The sequence below is a fragment of the Demequina sediminis genome, assembly GCF_039545075.1.
Classification (GTDB): Bacteria; Actinomycetota; Actinomycetes; order Actinomycetales; family Demequinaceae; genus Demequina; species Demequina sediminis.
In genome coordinates, this window is record NZ_BAABRR010000004.1 from 1 (window position 1) to 18,072 (window position 18,072).

Sequence of the window (18,072 nt, forward strand, 5' to 3'; positions counted from 1 at the left end):
TTGGGTATTTTTTTTTTAATTTATTTGTTTTTGTACCCGGGGGGGGGGGGGGGGGCGTTTGGGGGGGGTGGGGGGCGGGCAGCGGGGGCGGGGCGTGGGGCGGCGCGCCCGCTTCCGCTCTCGCAACCGTTAGCCGGTCACGCCGACCATCTCGTTCATCTCGACACCCACCTCGACGGACTTCCACACCTCGCCGCCCGCGTAGTCGACGATGTGCACCTCGCCGGTCGCCGGCTCCGTCACGTAGGCCATGCCAGCGAGCACCGTGAGCGCCGGGTGGGCGGTCTGCCACTCCTCGGGGATCTCCCAGCCGTCGATCACGTCAATGGCGCGCACCACGTCGCCCGTCGCGGGGTCGAGCACGCGCAGCGCCCCGTCCGTGCCGAGCACCAGGGCCTCGCCGTCCGCGCCGCGGGCCAGCCCGCGCCACGTGTACTGCGCATCCGCTCCCGGGAACGCGTCGATCACGGTGAGCGACTCGCTCGCCACGTCCAGCAGCGTCACCTGCGTGAGGCCGATACCGCCCTCGGGATCCGTCTTGTAGTCGGTGAGGACCACGTCGGAGCCCTCGACAGCGAACGCGTTGCCGATCCGCCCGAACGCGTCGGGCGCTGCCACCTTGTGAACGTGCTCGCCGTGGAACACCAGGGCGCCGTCCTCGCAGCCGGTCACGAAGTAGGCCTCGCCCGACGCGCCCGTGAAGGCCGTCTCGCCGTGCACGCCCGGGCACTCCTCGCTCGACGCGATGACGGCATCGTCCTCATCGAGGAGCATCGCGCCAGTGCGCCCGTCCGCGTCGCCGATCGTCACGAGCAGCTCGCCCGACTCCGTCGCGACCGCGACGCCGTGGTGCGCCTCGGCGGTGGTGTACTCGCGGATCGGGTGGAGGTGCTCGTGCTCGACCATGTCCGCCCACTCGCTGGTCTCGACCACGGTGATCTGGCCGGTGCCATCGTCGAAGAAGGCCGTGAGGCCGTCGTGCGGAACCACGTGACCAGGCTCCTCCGCCTCGAGGATCACCTCGTGGAGCGCGGGCTCGGACGTGAAGTGGTGCGCGTGATCGCCGTGCGCCTGCGTCCAGGTGCCGGCGTCGACGATCGCCCAGCCGCCAGTGGTCGACACCGCGACGTGACGCCCGTCGCCCACGGAACTGATGCGATTGAAGCCGGGAAGCTCGAGGGTCGCCTCGGTCTCGAGCGAGTTCGCGTCGAGCACGACCAGCCCGCCGTCATACGTGAGGACGATGCGCGGGGTCGCGGCCGTCGCCTCCGTCGCCTGGGCGGCCTCGTGGGCGTGGTCGTCGTGGTCGTCGCTGGCGCTTGGCGAGGCGCTGAGGGAGGACTCGCCGGCCTCGGTTGAGGCGCACGCGGTCAGTGCGAGAAGAGACAGGGCCGCGACGCCGGCCGTGGTGGCGCGTCGCGCGGAGCGTGAGAAGGACATCGGGTACCAAGGCCCGTCGAGGGCCCGCCTTTCCGTGAACGGGGAGTCCGGGATCGCTCCCGGCGGCGCCTCCTGATCGGCGCACAGCGTGACCCTACCGGATAACGAGAACGATTATCAATCTCGTCGGAGGCGGCGCCCCGACCGCGGCGAGGTGGGCCACTAGCGTGAGCGAAGCATCGTCGCCCGTCCGCCGCCGCCACGTTTCCGAACAGCAGACACCCGAACAGCAGGCACCCGACCCAGGAGTCCCCATGGCCGACGCCGTCGCATACGCCCTCCTCCTCGGCGCGGTCGCCGCGTTCAACCCGTGCGGCTTCGCGCTCCTGCCGGCCTACCTCACGGTCATCATCACCCGGAGCGCGGGCGCCCTGGGAGGGGACGATGCCCCGCCTCCCCGCGCGGTCGCCCTGCGTCGCGCGTTGGGCTTCGCTCTTGCGATGACGGCGGGGTTTGTGGCCATCTTCACGGCGCTGGGCCTGGTCTTCGGCGGCATCAGCCTGGGACTGCAGGCCACCGTCCTGCCGTATGTGTCGTGGGTGACGCTGGCGCTCGGGGTCCTGGTGGTCTGGCTCGGCGTGGTGATGACGGCGCGCGGCGAGCTGCGCGGCCCGGGGCTCGCAGCACTGAGTCGCGCGTCGCACGCCCCGGGGCGCACGTTCGCGTCGCAAGTCGCGTATGGCGCATCCTTCGCGATCGCCTCGCTCAGTTGCACGATCGGCCTGTTCCTCACCGTGGTCACCCAGGCCCTCGCGGCACCGGGTCCCGCGCAGACGATCGCCCCGTTCGTCGCGTACGCGGTGGGCATGGGAGCAACTGTCGTGCTCGTCTCGCTCGCGGCCGCGGTGGCTGGCGCCGGCGCTGCGGCGGCCCTGCGGCGCCGCACCCCGCTGCTCATGCGCGCCGGCGGCGTGCTCATGGTGGCGGCCGGGATCTACGTGGTGGTGTTCGCGCTGGCCGAGATCCTGCCGCGCTACGGCATCACCGCACTCAACCCGGTGTTGCTCGCGACCGCGCGCTGGCAGTCGGGCATCTCGCTCGCGATTCAGTCGTGGGGCACCGCCGTGTTGGTGGCACTCGTGGCGGTGGCCGCGGCGGCGGCGGTCGCGGTCGTGATCGCCGCTAGGAGGACGCGATCTTCTCGGCGTACTCGATGAGGTCCTCGGCGGTCGTGCCGCCACCCAGCTCGTAGGCCTCGCCCGAGTCGTCGATCACCATCAGCGTCGCCTGAGACACCACGTCGAAGCCGCGCCAGATCTCGCCGTCGAGATCCGCGACGTGGGTCATGTCGCCGGTCTTGCTGATCTCGACGAACTCCTGCATGTGCTCCAGGTCGCCCGACAGTCCCGCAAGTCCGACGACCTCGACGCCCTCGGGAAGCTGAGGGATCGCCTCGAGGATCTCGGGCGCCTCGGCCAGGCACGTGGGGCACCACGGCGCCCAGAACCACAGGATGACGTCGCGGTCGTCGAGAGTGAGACCGTCGAACGTGCCGGAGCCGTCGACCAGCGGGCCCGAGAACGCGAAGGCGTGGGGACCGTCGGGAGTCTCCGGCTCGGTCGTGGGCGAAGGGTCTTGCGTCGGACCGGTGCTCGACTCGGTGGTCGATCCGGCGTCCGCCCCTCCGGACGGCGTTGCGGCGGGACTGTCGCCGGCAGCGACGCCCTCACCGGAGTCGGCCGCGCACCCCGCGAGCAGGACCGCTCCTCCCACGAGCGCGCCTGCCGCCCACCCGAGACTCCACCGTGCTGCCATCGCGGCCTCCTCGCCGTTGCCGTCTGTGCGTACGGTACGTGTTCGGAGCCGTGCGAGCGAGGGATGCCTAGAGGTCGGGCGCCATGTCCGCGAAGTGGGCGAAGTCCTTGCGGAACGCGACAGCGATGGTGTCCGTGGGTCCCGCACGGTGCTTCGCCACGATGAAGTCGGCCTCGCCCGGCCGGTTCTCGCGGTCGTAAGCGTCCTCGCGGTGGAGCAGGATCACGATGTCGGCGTCCTGCTCGATCGACCCCGACTCACGCATGTCGGACAGCATGGGCTTCTTGTCGCCGCGCTGCTCGGGTCCACGGTTGAGCTGCGAGATGGCGATGACCGGAGCGCCGACCTCCTTGGCGAGCAGCTTGAGCGCGCGCGAGAACTCGGAGACCTCCTGCTGACGCGACTCGACCTTGCGACCCGAGGTCATGAGCTGCAGGTAGTCGACCACGATCAGCTGGAGGTCGTGCTGCTGCTTGAGGCGGCGGCACTTGGCGCGGATCTCCATCAGTGTCATGTTCGCGGAGTCGTCGATAAACAGCGGCGCCTTCGCGACCGAGGCGGCGGTCTGCGCGAGCCGCTCCCAGTCGCTCGGACCCATGGGTCCCTTGGTGAGCTTCGAGAGCTTCACGCCGGCCTCGGCCGACAACATGCGCTTGGTGATCTCCTCGCGGCTCATTTCGAGCGAGAAGATGACGGCGGCCTTGTTGTGGTGAATCGCGCACGACCGCGCGATGTCGAGGCCCAGCGTGGACTTGCCGATCGCGGGGCGCGCGGCGAGCACGACCATCTGGCCAGGCTGGAGCCCGCCGGTGAGGTCGTCGAGCTCGCGGAAGCCCGTGGGCACGCCCAGCATCGAGCCGTCGCGGGCCGACGCGGCGTCGACCTCCTCGAGCGTGCGCTCCATGATGTCGCCGATGGGCAGGTAGTCCTCGGAGTTGCGGCGCTCGGTCACCGCGAAGATCTCGGCCTGGGCCGAGTCGACGATGGCATCGACCTCGGCGCCCTCGCCGTCGTAGCCCATCCCGGCGATCCGGGTCCCCGCCTCGACGAGCTTGCGGAGGATCGCCTGCTCGCGGACGATGCGCGCGTAGTAGCCGGCGGATGCCGCCGAGGGCACCATCGCGATGAGCGTGTGCAGGTACTCGGCTCCGCCGATGCGGGCGAGCTGACCCTGGCGCTGCAGCTCGGCTCCGACCGTGAGGGCGTCGACAGGGTCTCCCGAGTTGTACAGCTTCACGGTGACGTCGAAGATCGTCTCGTGCGCGGGCTTGTAGAAGTCGTCGGCACGAACGGCCTCGATGACGTCCGCCATCGCGTCCTTCGACAGCATCATCGAGCCGAGCACGCTCTGCTCCGCCTCGAGGTTCTGGGGCGGGAGACGATCAAACGAATTGCGCGACCCTTCGCTGGGCCCGTACGCCGCTTCGAGCTCGTCGACTGACATGCCATCCCTTCCGTGAGCCGGTGAACCCAGCATGGCGCGGGGGTCTGACAACGGGCTCAGGCTCGCGACGGTAGGGCGCATTCGCGCCGCCGCCTAATCGGAGTGAGGTCGATCACGTGGACAACTCCGCCCGATCCGTGGATGACTCGGATTCACCCGTGGACAACCATGCGTGGGCCATGTGGACAGACATGTGGATTTCTCGTGACCGGCCCGCGATAGTGGAGCATTACCTGGGCTTTTGCTGCTCCCCCCTCTGTGGAGAAAGGTGACGATGAAACCATCGGCGTGTCGCGCATCGGCGTGTCGCGAGGAGGCCCTGGGAGACCTGCCCGACTGCCCGTGAAGGGGGCCGGTTCCGCCCAGGATGCGGGTCGAAACGGATGCCACCCGCATTCGGGGCTGCGGCGGCCCCAAGTGCGGGCCCCTCCGGCATTCGCCCGCGTTCCGGGCCGGACCGGACGGGACCGGACCGAGCCGCACCGAGCCGCACCGAGCCGGGCCGAGCCGAACCGCACCGAGCCAAGCCGGGCCAACCCGCACCGACACCGACACCCACCCCAAGACACAGCGAGGCCCGGCCTCCCCACGGGAGACCGGGCCTCACAGCAGACGCCGGACCAGCCCTCGCGGGCCAGAACTGCAGTACTACTTCGCCGCGACCACCTGGACGGTCACCTTCGCGGTGACGTCCGAGTGCAGGGCAACCGACACCTCGTACTCGCCGAGCGCCTTGATGGGCTGGGCGACGTGGATGCGGCGCTTGTCGACCGTGGCGCGCGAGCCGATCGCGTCAGCGATGTCGGCGGGCGAGACGGCACCGAAGAGACGACCGGACTCGCCGGCCTTCACCGCCACCACGACGGGAGCCGACTGCAGCGCGTCGCGCGCAGCCTGAGCACCCTCGATGGTCGCGATCTCCTTGGCGCGCTGCGCCTTGCGCATGCCCTCGATCTGCTTCTCGGCGCCAGCGGACCACGGGGTGGCCAGCTTGCGGGGAACCAGGTAGTTGCGCGCGTAACCGTCCTTGACGTCGACGACGTCGCCGGCGATGCCGAGCCCGGAGACCTCGTGGGTCAGGATGACCTTAGCCATGTCCTACCCCCGATCAGCGGCCGGAGCCGGCGTAGGGCAGGAGGGCCATCTCGCGCGCGACCTTGATGGCGCGGGCGATCTGACGCTGCTCCTGAACGGTGACCCCGGTGACGCGGCGCGAACGGATCTTGCCGCGGTCGGAGATGAACTTGCGAAGCAGCGCGGTGTCCTTGTAGTCAACCTTGTCGACCTTGGCGGCCTTGAGGGGGTTGACCTTCTTGCGCGGCTTGCGGATGTCGTGCTTAGCCATTGAAGTGAACTCCTGAAGAAAAGTACCTGTTAGAACGGGGGCTCGTCCGACGCGGGGGCCGAGGCCCACGGGTCGTTCGACGAGCCACCGGCGGGCGAGCCGCCGTAGCCGCCGCCACCGGAGTTGCCCCCGCCGAATCCGCCGCCGCCCTGGCCGCCGCGCTGCGTGCGCGTGACCTTGGCCGTGGCGTACCTCAGGGACGGGCCGACCTCGTCGACCTGCATCTCGGTGACGGAGCGCTTCTCGCCGTTCGCCTCCCACGAGCGCGACACAAGGCGTCCGGTGACGATCACGCGCATGCCCTTGGTGAGGGACTCTGCGACGTTCTCGGCAGCCTCGCGCCACAGGGAGCACCGCATGAACAGGGTCTCGCCGTCCTTCCACTCGTTCGACTGACGGTCAAACGTGCGGGGGGTGGACGCCACCGTGAAGTTCACGACAGCCGCGCCGGAGGAGATGAAGCGAAGCTCCGGGTCTCCGGTGAGGTTGCCGACCACGGTGATCTGAGTGTCGCCTGCCATGTGTGTGTCCCTTGAGTGTCGTGTGTGTGCTGGTGAGAGTCGGGAGAGATCCGGACTAGTGAGCGTCCGGACGCAGCAGCTTGGTGCGAAGAATGGTCTCGTTGAGGCCGAGCTGACGCTCGAGCTCCTTGGCCGTCGCGGACTCCGAGGTGAAGTTGATCACCGCGTAGATGCCGTCGTTCTTCTTCTTGATCGGATATGCCAGACGACGGCGGCCCCAGATGTCGAGCTTGTCGACGGTGCCCTTGTCGTTGGTGATCACGGTCAGGTACTTGTCGAGCGACGGCTGAACCGTACGCTCGTCGACCTCAGGGTCGAGAATGACCATCATTTCGTACTGACGCATCGATACCCACCTCCTCTGGACTCAAGCGGCCACGGACGTTCCGTGGCAGGAGGGTGATGCAGCCGCGACCGTCCCACCGGGAGGCGGGCAGGTTCGCGACGGTCCAGGATACCCGCTGGCCCCTCGCGGGCGCCACCGGTCTGTGGAGAGGGGACGATGCCGGGGTCGGGGGGCCTGGCTAGACTGGCACGGCCCGATCGGAGGAGGTGGCGGTGAAGCAGGTACTCGTCGTGGGACTCGGCGGAGACATTGGCACCTATGCCTTCCAGCGCGCCGCCCACGAGCGGTTCGGCTGGCGGTCCTTGGTGGTGTCGCCCCGCGTCACCACGTTTGGCCGCTACTCGCGCCTCGCCACCTGGGTGATCGAGCCCGAGGTCTTCACCCCCGAGGTGCTGCTCGCCCGCCTCGACGCCATCGCGGCCGACCACCCCGATCACGAACTGCTGCTCTTCACCAATCTCGACTGGCACGTGCGCGTGCTCGCGCAGCACCGTGACCACCTCGACCCGCGCTGGCTGCTGCCGTTCCCCGACCTCGCGACGTTCGACGCGGTCTCCTCGAAGGTCGCCTTCGCCGCCGCGTGCGAGAGGGTCGGCGTCCGGACCCCGTTCACGGTCGCGGTCGGATTTGGTGGGAACGATGCCGGGGTCGCCAAGGGCGACGCCCTCGCCCTGGTGCGGGAGGCGGCCCTCGAGTACCCCCTCATCGGCAAGCCCTCGAACAGCGCGGACTGGTTCACGGCGCGCTTTCCCGGCAAGCAGAAGATCCACCACTTCACGTCCGAGGCGGAGCTGGTCGAGGTGCTCGATCACCTCGAGGAGATCGGCTACCCCAGCGAGTTCCTGGTGCAGGAGTTCGTGCCAGGCGACGAGACCCACATGCGCTCCCTCACCGCGTACCGCGACCGCGCGGGCCAGGTCACGCTCGTGGGAGGCGGTCAGGTGCTGCTCGAGGAGCACACTCCCGGCACGCTCGGCATCCCCGCCGCGATCCTCACGCAGGTCGACCAGGAGGCCTTCGACGCCGCGGCGCGCCTCCTCGATCACCTCGACTACTTCGGCTTCGCGAACTTCGACTACAAGGTGAGCAGCCGCACGGGCGAGCGCGTCTTCTTCGAAGCCAACCCGCGCATCGGCCGCAACAACTTCTACGTCACCGCGGCGGGCGTCAACGTCGCCGAGGTCGCGGCGCGCGACCTGCTGCCCGGCCACGTCGACGGCGACGCCCCGCCGCGTACCCCGCCGCGCGAGGTCCTCTACTCGGTGGTGCCGTACCGGATGCTGCTGCGCTACCTGCTCGACCCGGGGCTGCGCGCGCGCGTCGCGGCGGCGAAGCGCGCGCACGGCGTCTTCCACCCGCTGCGCTACCGCGGAGACGGCAGCCTCATGCGCCGCCTCTACGTGCGCGCGCTTGACGCGCGCCTGGTGCGCAAGTACCTCGAGCACTATCCGCATCCCACGGAGAGTGGCTTCTGATGGGGCAGTTCCCGTATCGCGAGCTGCTCGGCGATCGCACTCTCGTGCCCGTGGTGCTCGGCGGAGACATCGGCGGCTACTCGATCGCGCGGGCGTTCCACGAGGCCTTCGGGGTCAAGGTCGTGCTCATGAGCGCGACCCTCAACGGGATCGTGCGCGACTCGGCGATCCTCGAGAACGTCGTGGTGCCCCAGATGGACGACCCCGCGGTGATGGTCCGCGAGATGCGCGCGATCGCCGAGCGCCACCCGGGTGCCGATCTCCTCGCGGTCGCCTCGGTCGACTGGCTGGTGCGCTCGCTCATCGAGCATCGCGCGGAGCTCGAGGACGCCTACGCGATCCCGTACGTCGAGCGCGACCTGCTCGACATCGTCACGAGCAAGGACTCGTTCGCGGACCTGTGCCGCGAGCACGGACTCGCGCACCCGCGCTCGGTGGTGGTTGACCTCACTCAGGGCCCCGCGGTCGACACGGGCGACCTCGAGTTCCCTGTCATCGCGAAGGCCGACGACTCGGCGGCGTACCACGCGATCGAGTTCGAGGGGAAGGAGAAGGTCTTCACCGTCCCCACGCGCGAGGCCCTCGATGCGCTGCTCACGCGGATCCACGCCGCGGGCTACCGGGGCGCGTTCGTGATTCAGGACCTCATCCCCGGCGACGATGCCGCGCTGCGCATCCTCAACACGTACGTGGGCCTCGACGGCAGGGCCGCGTTCACCGTGTACGGCCACGTGCTGCTGCAGGAGCACCTGCCGGGAACCGTGGGGAACTCCTCGGTGGTGCTCACGATCGACGAGCCCGCCGAGACCGCGAAGGTCGAGCGGCTGCTCGAGTCCCTCGGCTGGCGCGGCTTCGCGAGCCTCGACATGAAGGTCGACGCGCGCACGGGAGAGACCGTGTACTTCGAGCTCAACCCGCGCCTGTCACGCTCGAACTTCTTTGTGACGGGCGCCGGGGTGAACCCCGCGGTCGCGTACGTGCGCGAGTACGTGCTTGGTCTGCCCGCCGCGGGCGACGACTACCCGCCGGCGCAGCGCCAGACGCTCTTCACGATCCTGCCGCGGCCGCTGGTCCTGCGGTACCTCATCGACGCCGACACGCGACGCCTCGTGAAGCGGCTCTACCGCCAGCGCCGCGTGTCACACGCGCTGTGGAACTCGGCCGACCGCGCCCCACGACGCATCGCCTACCTCCTCGCGCACCAGCTCAACCACGTGCGCAAGTACCGGCGCTGGTACCCCAAGGCGACGCAGGCCGCGGAACGGGCCCAACTCGCCGGCCTTCCCCACGCCGAGCGCGCCGTCGGCGTGTAGCGCCTCGGGCATCGTCCCCGCGGCTACGCCCCCTCTTCCTCCGCGGGAGGCGAGGGTTCGGGGGTGGGCGTCACGCTGACCACGGGCTCCGGCTCCTCCGACGGGGTCACGACGGGCTCGGGCTCCTCCGACGGGGTGACGACGGGGTCCGGCTCCTCGGTCTCGGTGGGAGTGGGCGACGGAGTGGGGGTGGTGATGACGCCCTTCGCCTCGCCCACGTTGGCGCGGGGCGGGAAGTCGACCACGTCGTAGCCCTCGAGGATCGGGCCCATCATCGCGATCCACACGTCGATGGGGACAGAGCCTCCCGTGATCTGGTCGTAGCCGCCGAACGGCGTGATCTCCTCGACCTCGCCGTTGGGCCCCACCTGGTACATCGACACGACGCCGACGATCTGCGGGCTGAAGCCGATGAACCACGCGGAGCGGTTGTCGTTCGACGTGCCGGTCTTGCCCGCGAGCGGGCGGCCGAGCTCGGCGGCCTTGCGGCCGGTGCCGCCCTGCACCACCTGCTGCATCGCGAACGTGGTGTCGGCGATGACGTCGGCGTCGAAGACCTGATTGCCGTCGACCGAGTGCTCGAGGACCACGTCGCCGTTCGCGTCCGTGATGGACTGCACCGTGTAGGGGTCCTTCTCGACGCCGGCATTCGCGAGGGTCGTGTACGCGTGCGCCATCTGGAGTGCGGTCGGAGAGGCCGAGCCGAGCACGTTCGAGGGATTCGAGTCGAGGCCCACGGTGTCCTCGGGAAGGCCCGCGTCGATCGCGGCCTGCATGACGCGGTCGGGGCCCACGTCGCGGCCCAGCTGCACGTAGTACGTGTTCACCGAGGCCTGGGTCGCGCGCACCATGTCGATGCGCCCGTAGTCGGTGCCGCCGAAGTTGCGCACCGGCCGGTCGAAGCCCTCGATCTCCATCTCGTTGTTCGACGTATAGGTCGACTCGAGCGAGTAGCCGTCGGACAGCGCGGCGATCATCGCGAAGGGCTTGAACGTCGAGCCCGCCTGCGCGATGTCCTGGGTCACCGCGTTGCGCTGCACCTCCAGGTAGTCGGCGCCGCCGTACATCGAGGTGATCGCGCCGGTCGCGGCGTCGACGGTGGTCGCCGCGACGCGCAGGTTGTCCGCGTGGTCGTCGGGCATGTCCGCCACCGCGGCCTCGGTCGACTCCTGGTGATCCTGGCGGAAGGTCGTGACGATCCGGTAGCCGCCCATCTCGATCTGGTCCTGATCGAGGTCGAGGACCGTCATGGCCTCGTTGAGCGCCGTACGCAGCAGGTGGCCGGTGGGCCCGCCGAACGTGTCGGAGGCCACGAACTCGATGGTCTCGGGGAACTCCTGGGCGTCCCGCTCGGACTGGTCGAGGAAGCCCGCCTCGACCATGCCGTCGAGCACGTAGTTCCAGCGCTGCTCGGCACGCTCGGGGCTGAAGCGCGGGTCCCACGCGCTCGGAGCGGGGATGATGCCCGCGAGCAGCGCGGACTCGGACACCGTGAGCTCGGCGGCACCCTTGCCGAAGTACGCCTTGGCGGCGGCCTCGATGCCGTATGCGCCGCGCCCGAAGTAGATGGTGTTCATGTAGTTCTCAAGGACCTCGTCCTTGGTCTGCACCGAGTCCACCTTGAGCGCGAGCAGCGCCTCCTTGATCTTGCCCGGGATGTCCGTGGTGGTCTCGCCAAAGAAGTAGCGCTCGACGTACTGCTGCGTGATGGTCGAGCCGCCCTGCTTGTTGCCCAGCACCACGGTGTTGAACAGCGCGCGGGCGGTGCCCGTGAAGTCGATGCCCGGGTTGGTATAGAAGCTGCGGTCCTCGGCGGCGACCACGGCGTGCGGCACGTGATCGGGAAGCGTGTCGAGGGCGATGATCTCGCGGTTCGCCTCGCCCACCCGGCCCATCTCGGTCTCGCCGTCCGCCCAGTAGACGGTCGAGGCCTGCGCAAGGGCGACGTCGGAGGCCTCGGGCACCTCGAGGCGCGAGTAGACGACCATGAGCGCGATCGCTCCGACCGCGACCGCGACAAAACCGGTGATGAGGGCCGCGATGCCCGTGCGCTTGAGGATGCGCTTCCACCGCGGCTGCTCGGGCGTCGCCGCGCCCTTCTTGCCGCCGCCCTTACCGCCGCCGCCAGCCGCTCCGCCACCCGCCGCCTTGGGCGCGGTCCTTGGCGCCGCCTTCGCTGGCGCCTGGGAGGCGGACGATGCCCTGGTCGCCTGGGGCGGCCGGGCCTGGTTCGACGCGGTGCGCGTCGAGATGCGCTTGGGCGAGCTGGGGCGATCGGTCACGTGTCCACCTTAAGGACTGGTCATGGGCTGGGGCGGGAGCGCGCGTCGCGATACGGACGCCGTGCCCCACGAGGTCTCTGCGGAAACAACGCTCGAGCACGGCATTGCGTGCCGAGTCGCGTCCGGCTCGCGCGTCACGATTCCGTGATGTACGGTTCTCGATGTATCGGAGCGATACAACTGGACGATGGATCGCCGCGCGAGCGGCGAGCCGACGGGGAGAGGAGGCGAGCGCATGGCCAAGACGGACGTCCTTGCCCTCGCGATCCTCGGCATCCTCAAGGACCAGCCGCTCCACGGCTATCAGCTTCGCAAGCGCCTCGGCGCCGAGCTCGGCCCCTTCCGCGCGCTCAGCTACGGGTCTCTCTACCCGTGCCTGCGGCGCATGGTCGAGGCGGGGCTCATCACCGCGTCGGGCGAGGAGGCCGCCGCCGCGGCACCCGCATCGTCCCGGCGTGCGCGAATTGCCTACAGCCTGACCGAGGCGGGGCGTGCGCGCCTCGCGGAGGAGCTCGCGAGCGCCGGCGCGTCGTCGTGGGACGACGACACGTTCGACGTGCGCTTCTCGCTCTTCGCACACACCGATTCCGCGACCCGGCTGCGGATTCTGGAGGGACGGCGCAGCCGTCTCGCCGAACGGCTGGAGGAGGTGTCGGAGGGGCTCAAGCGCATGCACGAGCGCCACGACGCCTACACGGCCGAGCTCCAGCGCCACGGCCTCGAGCGGGTCGAGCGCGAGGTCGAATGGCTCGACCGCCTCATTGAAAATGAACGATCCGCCCCCGGCGGGGACAACCCCGGCACCGCCTCGGCGGGCCACTAGTCAAGGAGATTCACCATGGCCAAGCTTCGTGCCGCCATCGTCGGCGTGGGCAACTGTGCCACGTCGCTGATCCAGGGCGTCGAGTTCTACAAGAACGCCACCGCAGGAGAGACCGTTCCCGGCCTCATGCACGTGCAGTTCGGCGACTACCACATCTCGGACATCGAGTTCGTGGCCGCCTTCGACGTGGACTCGCTCAAGGTGGGCAAGGAGCTCGTCGAGGCGACCACCGCCTCGGAGAACAACACCATCAAGATCTGCGACGTCCCCAAGACCGAGGTTCAGGTCCAGCGCGGCGTGACCCTTGACGGCCTGGGCAAGTACTACCGCCAGACCATCGTCGAATCGGACGAGACCCCCGTCGACGTCACGCAGGTGCTGCGCGACAAGCAGGTCGACGTGCTGGTCTGCTACCTCCCCGTGGGCTCCGAGGAGGCCGCCAAGTTTTACGCGCAGTGCGCGATCGACGCCGGCGTCGCCTTCGTCAACGCGCTGCCCGTCTTCATCGCGTCCGACCCGGAGTGGGCCGCCAAGTTCGAGGCCGCCGGCGTCCCGATCGTGGGCGACGACATCAAGTCACAGGTCGGCGCGACCATCACCCACCGCGTGATGGCGAAGCTGTTCGAGGACCGTGGCGTGCGCCTCGACCGCACGTACCAGCTCAACGTGGGCGGCAACATGGACTTCAAGAACATGCTCGAGCGTGAGCGCCTCGAGTCCAAGAAGGTCTCGAAGACGCAGGCCGTGACGTCCAACCTCACCTCGGGTCCGCTCGCGGGCCTGAAGGACGACCGCAACGTGCACATCGGCCCCTCGGACTACGTCGCGTGGCTCGACGACCGCAAGTGGGCGTACGTCCGCCTTGAGGGCTCGGCCTTCGGCGAGGTGCCCCTGAACCTCGAGTACAAGCTCGAGGTGTGGGACTCGCCCAACTCCGCCGGCATCATCATCGACGCCATGCGCGCCGCGAAGATCGCCAAGGACCGCGGAATCGGCGGCCCGATCCTGTCCGCGTCGACGTACTTCATGAAGTCGCCGCCCGTCCAGACCGAGGACACGCTGGGCCGCCAGCACCTCGAGGAGTTCATCGCGGGCACGCGCGAGCGCTAAGCCTCACACTCGCTGACGCACGGCAACGGGCCGGGTCTGCCTCCCCTCGGGGGGCGGGCCCGGCCCGTTGCCATTGGCGGGTGCGTCGGGGGTGGGGCGGGGCCCCGGCCCCGGCCCCGGCCCCGGCATCGTCTCCGCAAGTCACACATCTCACGCCGGGTGTCGCCGATTCCCCGTTCAGCTCAGCCACACCTGTCACCAGATGTGTGACTTGCGCATCGGGGCGGGCGGGGCGGGCGCGCCGGGGGGTGACCTCAGGAAGACGCGGCCGTCAACCGATCCAGCACGGCGCCGATGGGCTGCGGGCCCGTGACGATCTCCCACTGATGGCCCGCCGTCGCGGGGCGCGACAGGCACGAGGCGACGGTCTGCGCGACGTCGACGCGCGGAATCGAGTGATGCGGCACCGTCTCACCGATCGTGATGCATCCCGTCCCCGGCCCGTCCGTCAGTGAGCCGGGCCGCAGGATGGTCCAGGCCAGGCCCGACTCCCTCAGCGCGGCGTCGGCCTCACGCTTGGCGCGCACGTAGGCCGCCCACACCTCGCCCCGCTCCGGGTCCGGATCGACGTCCACCCCGATCGCCGACACCTGCACGAACCTCCTGATGCGCCGCCGCTTGGCCGCCGCGATCGACTTGAGCGAACCCTCGAGGTCCACGGTGCGCTTGCGGTCGATGTTGCCGTCCGGCCCGCCGCCCGCCGCGAACACCACCGCCTCGCAGCCCCCGAAGGCCGCCGCGAAGTCCGCCTCGGTGGCGGCCTCGATGTCGAGACGGCGGGCATGGGCTCCCAGCGCGGACAGCGCGCTCAACTGGTCGTCCCGGCGCGCGAGCGCGACTACCTCGTGGCCGCGGTGCAGCAGGATCGGAATGAGCCGGCGGGCGACCTTGCCGTGCCCGCCGACGATGGCGACGCGTTGCGGGATGCTCATACCTCCACCCTGGCGCGCCCGTCCACGGGTCGCAACCGGGGCATCGGCCCCTCGCGAACTAGCGGCCCGCCGCCACTCGGGAATGCACGCGTGGATCGGGGCCGTACTTGTTGGCGCCGGGTTGGCCCTGGGGAATCGCCATGATGAGCGGGATGATCCCCAGACCCACCACCGACAGCAGGATCCACGCCGAGCTCATGCCCGTGTCATGGAGCCTGCGCGCCCAGACGGACAGGCTCGGGATCACGACCACCACGAGGTAGACCACCACCACGCCGAACGCGCCGGTGAGTGCCCCCCACCCGACGGCATCGGGGTTGATTGCGGGATCCTCGGCGGGGGCGAGAGAGCCCTCGAAGGCCGCGCCCCACAGCAGCGAGAACGTGGCGACGGTGGGCAGCCACAGCACCGCGGCGAAGAGCTGGAACCACCAGAACTCGCTGCGGCGGGCGCGCCCACGGATGCCCGCGTACGCACGCAGGCACGTCGACACCGCCTCGCCAAAGGTCATCCTTGGCTCCCCTCTGCCTCCGCCACTCTACTCACGCGCCTCACCGCCGCCTCCGCAAGCACCGCGGCCGCGACGGTCAGCCCCAGGGCGGCCCAGGCCGTGACGGGCAGTCCCACGAGCCGGCCCACGTAGCCGCTCGCCGCGCCACGGAATCCCACCACGGCGAACGCGAGCATGCCGACAATCGCGCACGCGACCGCGAGCGCCGCCACGGCGGCTCGCGCGCGACCAACCCCGACGAGCCCGTCCCGCCGCGGGGGGCGGTCGAAGCGCCGCCATGCGGCCACGAGGCCCGCCACCACAACGAGGAAGACCGGCAGGAGCGCGAGCTTGGTCCACCAGAACGATGCCGTGGTCGGGTCCGCCTCGAGGTCCACCCCCGCGACCCACAGGGCGGCATAGATCGCGACCAAGGCGGTGAAGTGCCACAAGAAGGCCGTCATCGCCACCGCGCCGCCCGCCACCACCACGGCCCACACGCGCCGCTGCGCGAGCGCCCGCCGCACCGGCCCGCGCACGAGCAGCGCCACCCCCGCCTGTGCGACGCCGAAGGCCAACAGCGCGACCGTGGGCGGCGCGAGGTTCGACAGCTCCTCGCCCTCGTACGACACCATGGACAGCCCGTACGGCCCCCATGCCACGAGCGCCGCGACGGCAAGCGTGCCCACGGCGAGCATCGTCGCCCCGAGCCGGCGGGGACCCCAGCGGTCGGCGACGCCGTCCGCATAGAAGAAGCCCAGCTGATGAATCGCGAGCCACACGAACGCGAAGTTCAGCCACTTCACCCCGTCGACCCCACCCGCGAGGCGTGCCGCATCGACCGCGATCGCGGCGAGCATGAGAACCGCGATCACCCACCCGCCCCACCGCCGATGGGCCGCGTGCAGGGCCGGGGCGAACGCCGCCGCGATGAGGTAGATGCCGATGAACCACAGCAGCTGGCCCGCGATCTGCAGCAGCGGGCCGGTCGCGGGAGAGTCGCCCCACACGGTTTCGATGACCACCGCCGCCGCCATCCACACGGACACAAACACCAGCGTCGGCCGAATGAGGCGGCCGATGCGCGCGTGCACGAAGTCGGCGTATCCCCCGCCCCGGCGCCGCAGCGACACCCACGCCACGGCGTGAGCGAAGCCGCCCACCACGAAGAACAGCGGCATCACCTGGAACACGAGCGTGAGCGGCCGCGTCCACGGCGCGGACTCGAGCACGTTGGCGATGTCGACCGTCCCTGTCGCGTGGTCGAGCGTCACCGCCGCCATCGCGAAGTGGCCCAGCACCACGCCCACGAGTGATCCAACGCGCACCAGATCAACGAAGCGGTCTCGCGTGTCGGGCGTCGCCGCCACCGCCGCGGCCACCGTCATGTCCCCCATGACCCCGATGCTAGCGAGCGGGAGGGAGCGCGCCGCGGCGCCACCACGCACGGCATCGTCCCTGCATGGGAGCCGTCGCCCCCTAGTCTGAGCCCATGACGCTGGCCCGCGACCTCGCCCGCCTGTGGCGCGCGCGCGGGTTCCGCCGCCTCACCTACTCGCGCCTGCTGTCGCAAGGCGGGGACGGGATGTTCCAGGTGGGGATCGCGACCGCGTTCTTCTTCGATCCGACGCAGGCCGCGACGCCTCAAGAGATCGCGGTCGGCTTCGCGACCCTGCTCGCGCCCTTCACGCTGATCGGGCCGTTCGTGGGGCCTCTCATCGACCGGTGGCAGCGGCAGCGGATCCTGCTGGTCGGGAACCTGGTGCGCGTCGGGCTGGGGCTCGGGATCATCGCGGTGCTCATGCTCGACGGCCCGCTGTGGTCGCTCTACGGCCTCGCGCTGCTCACGCTGTCCGTCAACCGCTTCCTCCTTGCGGCGATGTCCGCCGGCATCGCGAACGTGGTTCCGCGCGACGAACTCCTCGCGGCGAACGCGATCATGCCCACGCTCGGCACGGTGGCCGCGGCGGTCGGGGCCGGAATCGGCGGCGTCGTGACATTCGTGGCCCCCTCCGCGACGGACTCGTCGCTCGCGCTGGCCTCGCTCACGGCGGCGTGCGTGGCGTTCGCGCTCGCCTCGTGGGCCGCGACGCTGCTGGGTCGCAGGGAGCTGGGCCCGCTGCATCCGCTCGACGCGCTGCATGTGCGCGCGCAGATCGCGGCGCTGGGCCGGGAACTCGGCGAGGGCGTGCGCTACCTGCGGGCCCGCGTCACGCCGTTCCACGCGTTGGCGGTGATGGCGGCGCAGCGGCTGCTGTACGGCGTGATGTTCGTGGCGTCGATCCTCATCTCGCGCCACCTGCTGGGCGACCCCGACCGTCCCGAGCAGTCGCTGGGCGCGTTCACCGTGGTGCTGGGCTTCGCCGCGGTGGGGTTTGGTCTCGCGGCGGTCGTCACGCCGTGGCTCGCGCCCCGCGTGGGTCCGCACCGGTGGATCGCGGGAGCGCTCGTGGTGGGAGCGGCGGGACAGTCACTGCTCGCCGCGACCTCGGCCCGGTGGGCGCTACTCGCGGCGGCCGTCGTTGTCAGCCTCGCGGTGCAGGCCGCGAAGATCGCCGTCGACACGATCGTGCAGCGCGACACCGCCGACGAGTACCGCGGCCGCGCCTTCACCCTCTACGACATGGCGTACAACGTGGCGTTCATCGCGAGCGCGGCGATCGCGGCGGTGGTGCTGCCTGCCTCGGGGTACTCGTCGCTGGTGATGGCGGGGCTGGCCGTCGCCTATCTCGCGGTCGCCGCGCTGTTCGTGCAGGCCCCGCGCACCCCCGCCTGACCCACCGCGCTCGCCCCGGA

At 70.2% G+C, this 18,072-nt stretch carries 17 protein-coding genes; 6 read left to right on the forward strand and 11 right to left on the reverse strand.

Features of this window, described 5'->3' with window-relative positions; genetic code table 11:
* Positions 1-129 precede the first annotated feature (129 nt).
* Entirely contained in the window at positions 130-1,440 is a 1,311-nt protein-coding gene (locus ABEA62_RS04465) for a hypothetical protein (RefSeq protein WP_286214531.1), read from the reverse strand.
* Positions 1,441-1,694: 254 nt separating this feature from the next.
* Here ABEA62_RS04465 and ABEA62_RS04470 point away from each other — a divergent pair, with 254 nt between their 5' ends.
* Positions 1,695-2,597: a cytochrome c biogenesis CcdA family protein gene (locus tag ABEA62_RS04470; RefSeq protein ID WP_286214530.1), complete on the forward strand. Its 903-nt coding sequence runs from the start codon at positions 1,695-1,697 to the stop codon at positions 2,595-2,597.
* On the opposite strand, the gene ABEA62_RS04475 is transcribed toward ABEA62_RS04470, so the two are convergent.
* The 6 genes from ABEA62_RS04475 to rpsF form a co-directional block, all read right to left on the reverse strand.
* Positions 2,563-3,195: a redoxin domain-containing protein gene (locus ABEA62_RS04475; protein WP_286214529.1), complete on the reverse strand. Its 633-nt coding sequence runs from the start codon at positions 3,193-3,195 to the stop codon at positions 2,563-2,565. The genes ABEA62_RS04470 and ABEA62_RS04475 overlap by 35 nt on opposite strands.
* A 67-nt stretch (positions 3,196-3,262) precedes the next feature.
* Positions 3,263-4,639 carry a replicative DNA helicase gene (gene dnaB / locus ABEA62_RS04480; RefSeq protein ID WP_286214528.1) on the reverse strand — a complete coding sequence of 459 codons (1,377 nt, stop codon included), beginning with the start codon at positions 4,637-4,639 and terminating at the stop codon, positions 3,263-3,265.
* Positions 4,640-5,287: 648 nt separating this feature from the next.
* Positions 5,288-5,734 carry a 50S ribosomal protein L9 gene (rplI, locus tag ABEA62_RS04485; protein ID WP_286214527.1) on the reverse strand — a complete coding sequence of 149 codons (447 nt, stop codon included), beginning with the start codon at positions 5,732-5,734 and terminating at the stop codon, positions 5,288-5,290.
* Between the two features lie 13 nt (positions 5,735-5,747).
* Positions 5,748-5,984: a 30S ribosomal protein S18 gene (rpsR, locus tag ABEA62_RS04490; RefSeq protein ID WP_286214526.1), complete on the reverse strand. Its 237-nt coding sequence runs from the start codon at positions 5,982-5,984 to the stop codon at positions 5,748-5,750.
* A 29-nt stretch (positions 5,985-6,013) separates the two neighbouring features.
* A complete protein-coding gene (locus ABEA62_RS04495) occupies positions 6,014-6,505 on the reverse strand; it encodes a single-stranded DNA-binding protein (RefSeq protein ID WP_345378793.1) in 492 nt (163 codons plus the stop codon).
* 55 nt (positions 6,506-6,560) lie between these two features.
* Positions 6,561-6,851, reverse strand: coding sequence for a 30S ribosomal protein S6 (gene rpsF / locus ABEA62_RS04500; protein WP_286214525.1), 291 nt, complete (start codon positions 6,849-6,851; stop codon positions 6,561-6,563).
* A 212-nt stretch (positions 6,852-7,063) separates the two neighbouring features.
* Here rpsF and ABEA62_RS04505 point away from each other — a divergent pair, with 212 nt between their 5' ends.
* The gene (locus ABEA62_RS04505) at positions 7,064-8,326 is read left to right on the forward strand and encodes a carboxylate--amine ligase (RefSeq protein ID WP_286214524.1); all 1,263 of its coding nucleotides are present in this window, start codon (positions 7,064-7,066) and stop codon (positions 8,324-8,326) included.
* On the forward strand, positions 8,326-9,639 hold the full coding sequence (locus ABEA62_RS04510; protein WP_286214523.1) for a carboxylate--amine ligase: 1,314 nt from the start codon (positions 8,326-8,328) through the stop codon (positions 9,637-9,639). The genes ABEA62_RS04505 and ABEA62_RS04510 overlap by 1 nt, the downstream gene beginning before the upstream one ends.
* Before the next feature lie 23 nt (positions 9,640-9,662).
* Here the strand turns inward: ABEA62_RS04510 and ABEA62_RS04515 are convergent, their stop codons facing one another.
* Positions 9,663-11,921: a transglycosylase domain-containing protein gene (locus ABEA62_RS04515; RefSeq protein ID WP_286214522.1), complete on the reverse strand. Its 2,259-nt coding sequence runs from the start codon at positions 11,919-11,921 to the stop codon at positions 9,663-9,665.
* A 235-nt stretch (positions 11,922-12,156) separates the two neighbouring features.
* Here ABEA62_RS04515 and ABEA62_RS04520 point away from each other — a divergent pair, with 235 nt between their 5' ends.
* Entirely contained in the window at positions 12,157-12,744 is a 588-nt protein-coding gene (locus ABEA62_RS04520; RefSeq protein WP_286214521.1) for a PadR family transcriptional regulator, read from the forward strand.
* Positions 12,745-12,759: 15 nt separating this feature from the next.
* Entirely contained in the window at positions 12,760-13,854 is a 1,095-nt protein-coding gene (locus ABEA62_RS04525) for an inositol-3-phosphate synthase (RefSeq protein WP_286214520.1), read from the forward strand.
* Positions 13,855-14,108: 254 nt separating this feature from the next.
* Here ABEA62_RS04525 and ABEA62_RS04530 read toward each other — a convergent pair whose 3' ends face one another.
* The 3 genes from ABEA62_RS04530 to ABEA62_RS04540 are packed head-to-tail and all read right to left on the reverse strand — an operon-like array spanning position 14,109 to position 16,673.
* The gene (locus ABEA62_RS04530; RefSeq protein WP_286214519.1) at positions 14,109-14,786 is read right to left on the reverse strand and encodes an NAD(P)H-binding protein; all 678 of its coding nucleotides are present in this window, start codon (positions 14,784-14,786) and stop codon (positions 14,109-14,111) included.
* A 58-nt stretch (positions 14,787-14,844) separates the two neighbouring features.
* Positions 14,845-15,297 (reverse strand): DUF805 domain-containing protein, encoded by a 453-nt coding sequence (locus ABEA62_RS04535; RefSeq protein WP_345378800.1) that lies wholly within the window; start codon positions 15,295-15,297, stop codon positions 14,845-14,847.
* On the reverse strand, positions 15,294-16,673 hold the full coding sequence (locus ABEA62_RS04540; RefSeq protein WP_286214515.1) for an acyltransferase family protein: 1,380 nt from the start codon (positions 16,671-16,673) through the stop codon (positions 15,294-15,296). The genes ABEA62_RS04535 and ABEA62_RS04540 overlap by 4 nt, the downstream gene beginning before the upstream one ends.
* Before the next feature lie 95 nt (positions 16,674-16,768).
* Between ABEA62_RS04540 and ABEA62_RS04545 the strand changes: the two genes are divergently transcribed.
* Complete coding sequence (locus ABEA62_RS04545; protein ID WP_286214514.1) at positions 16,769-18,052, forward strand: MFS transporter; 1,284 nt, start codon at positions 16,769-16,771, stop codon at positions 18,050-18,052.
* Positions 18,053-18,072 lie beyond the last annotated feature (20 nt).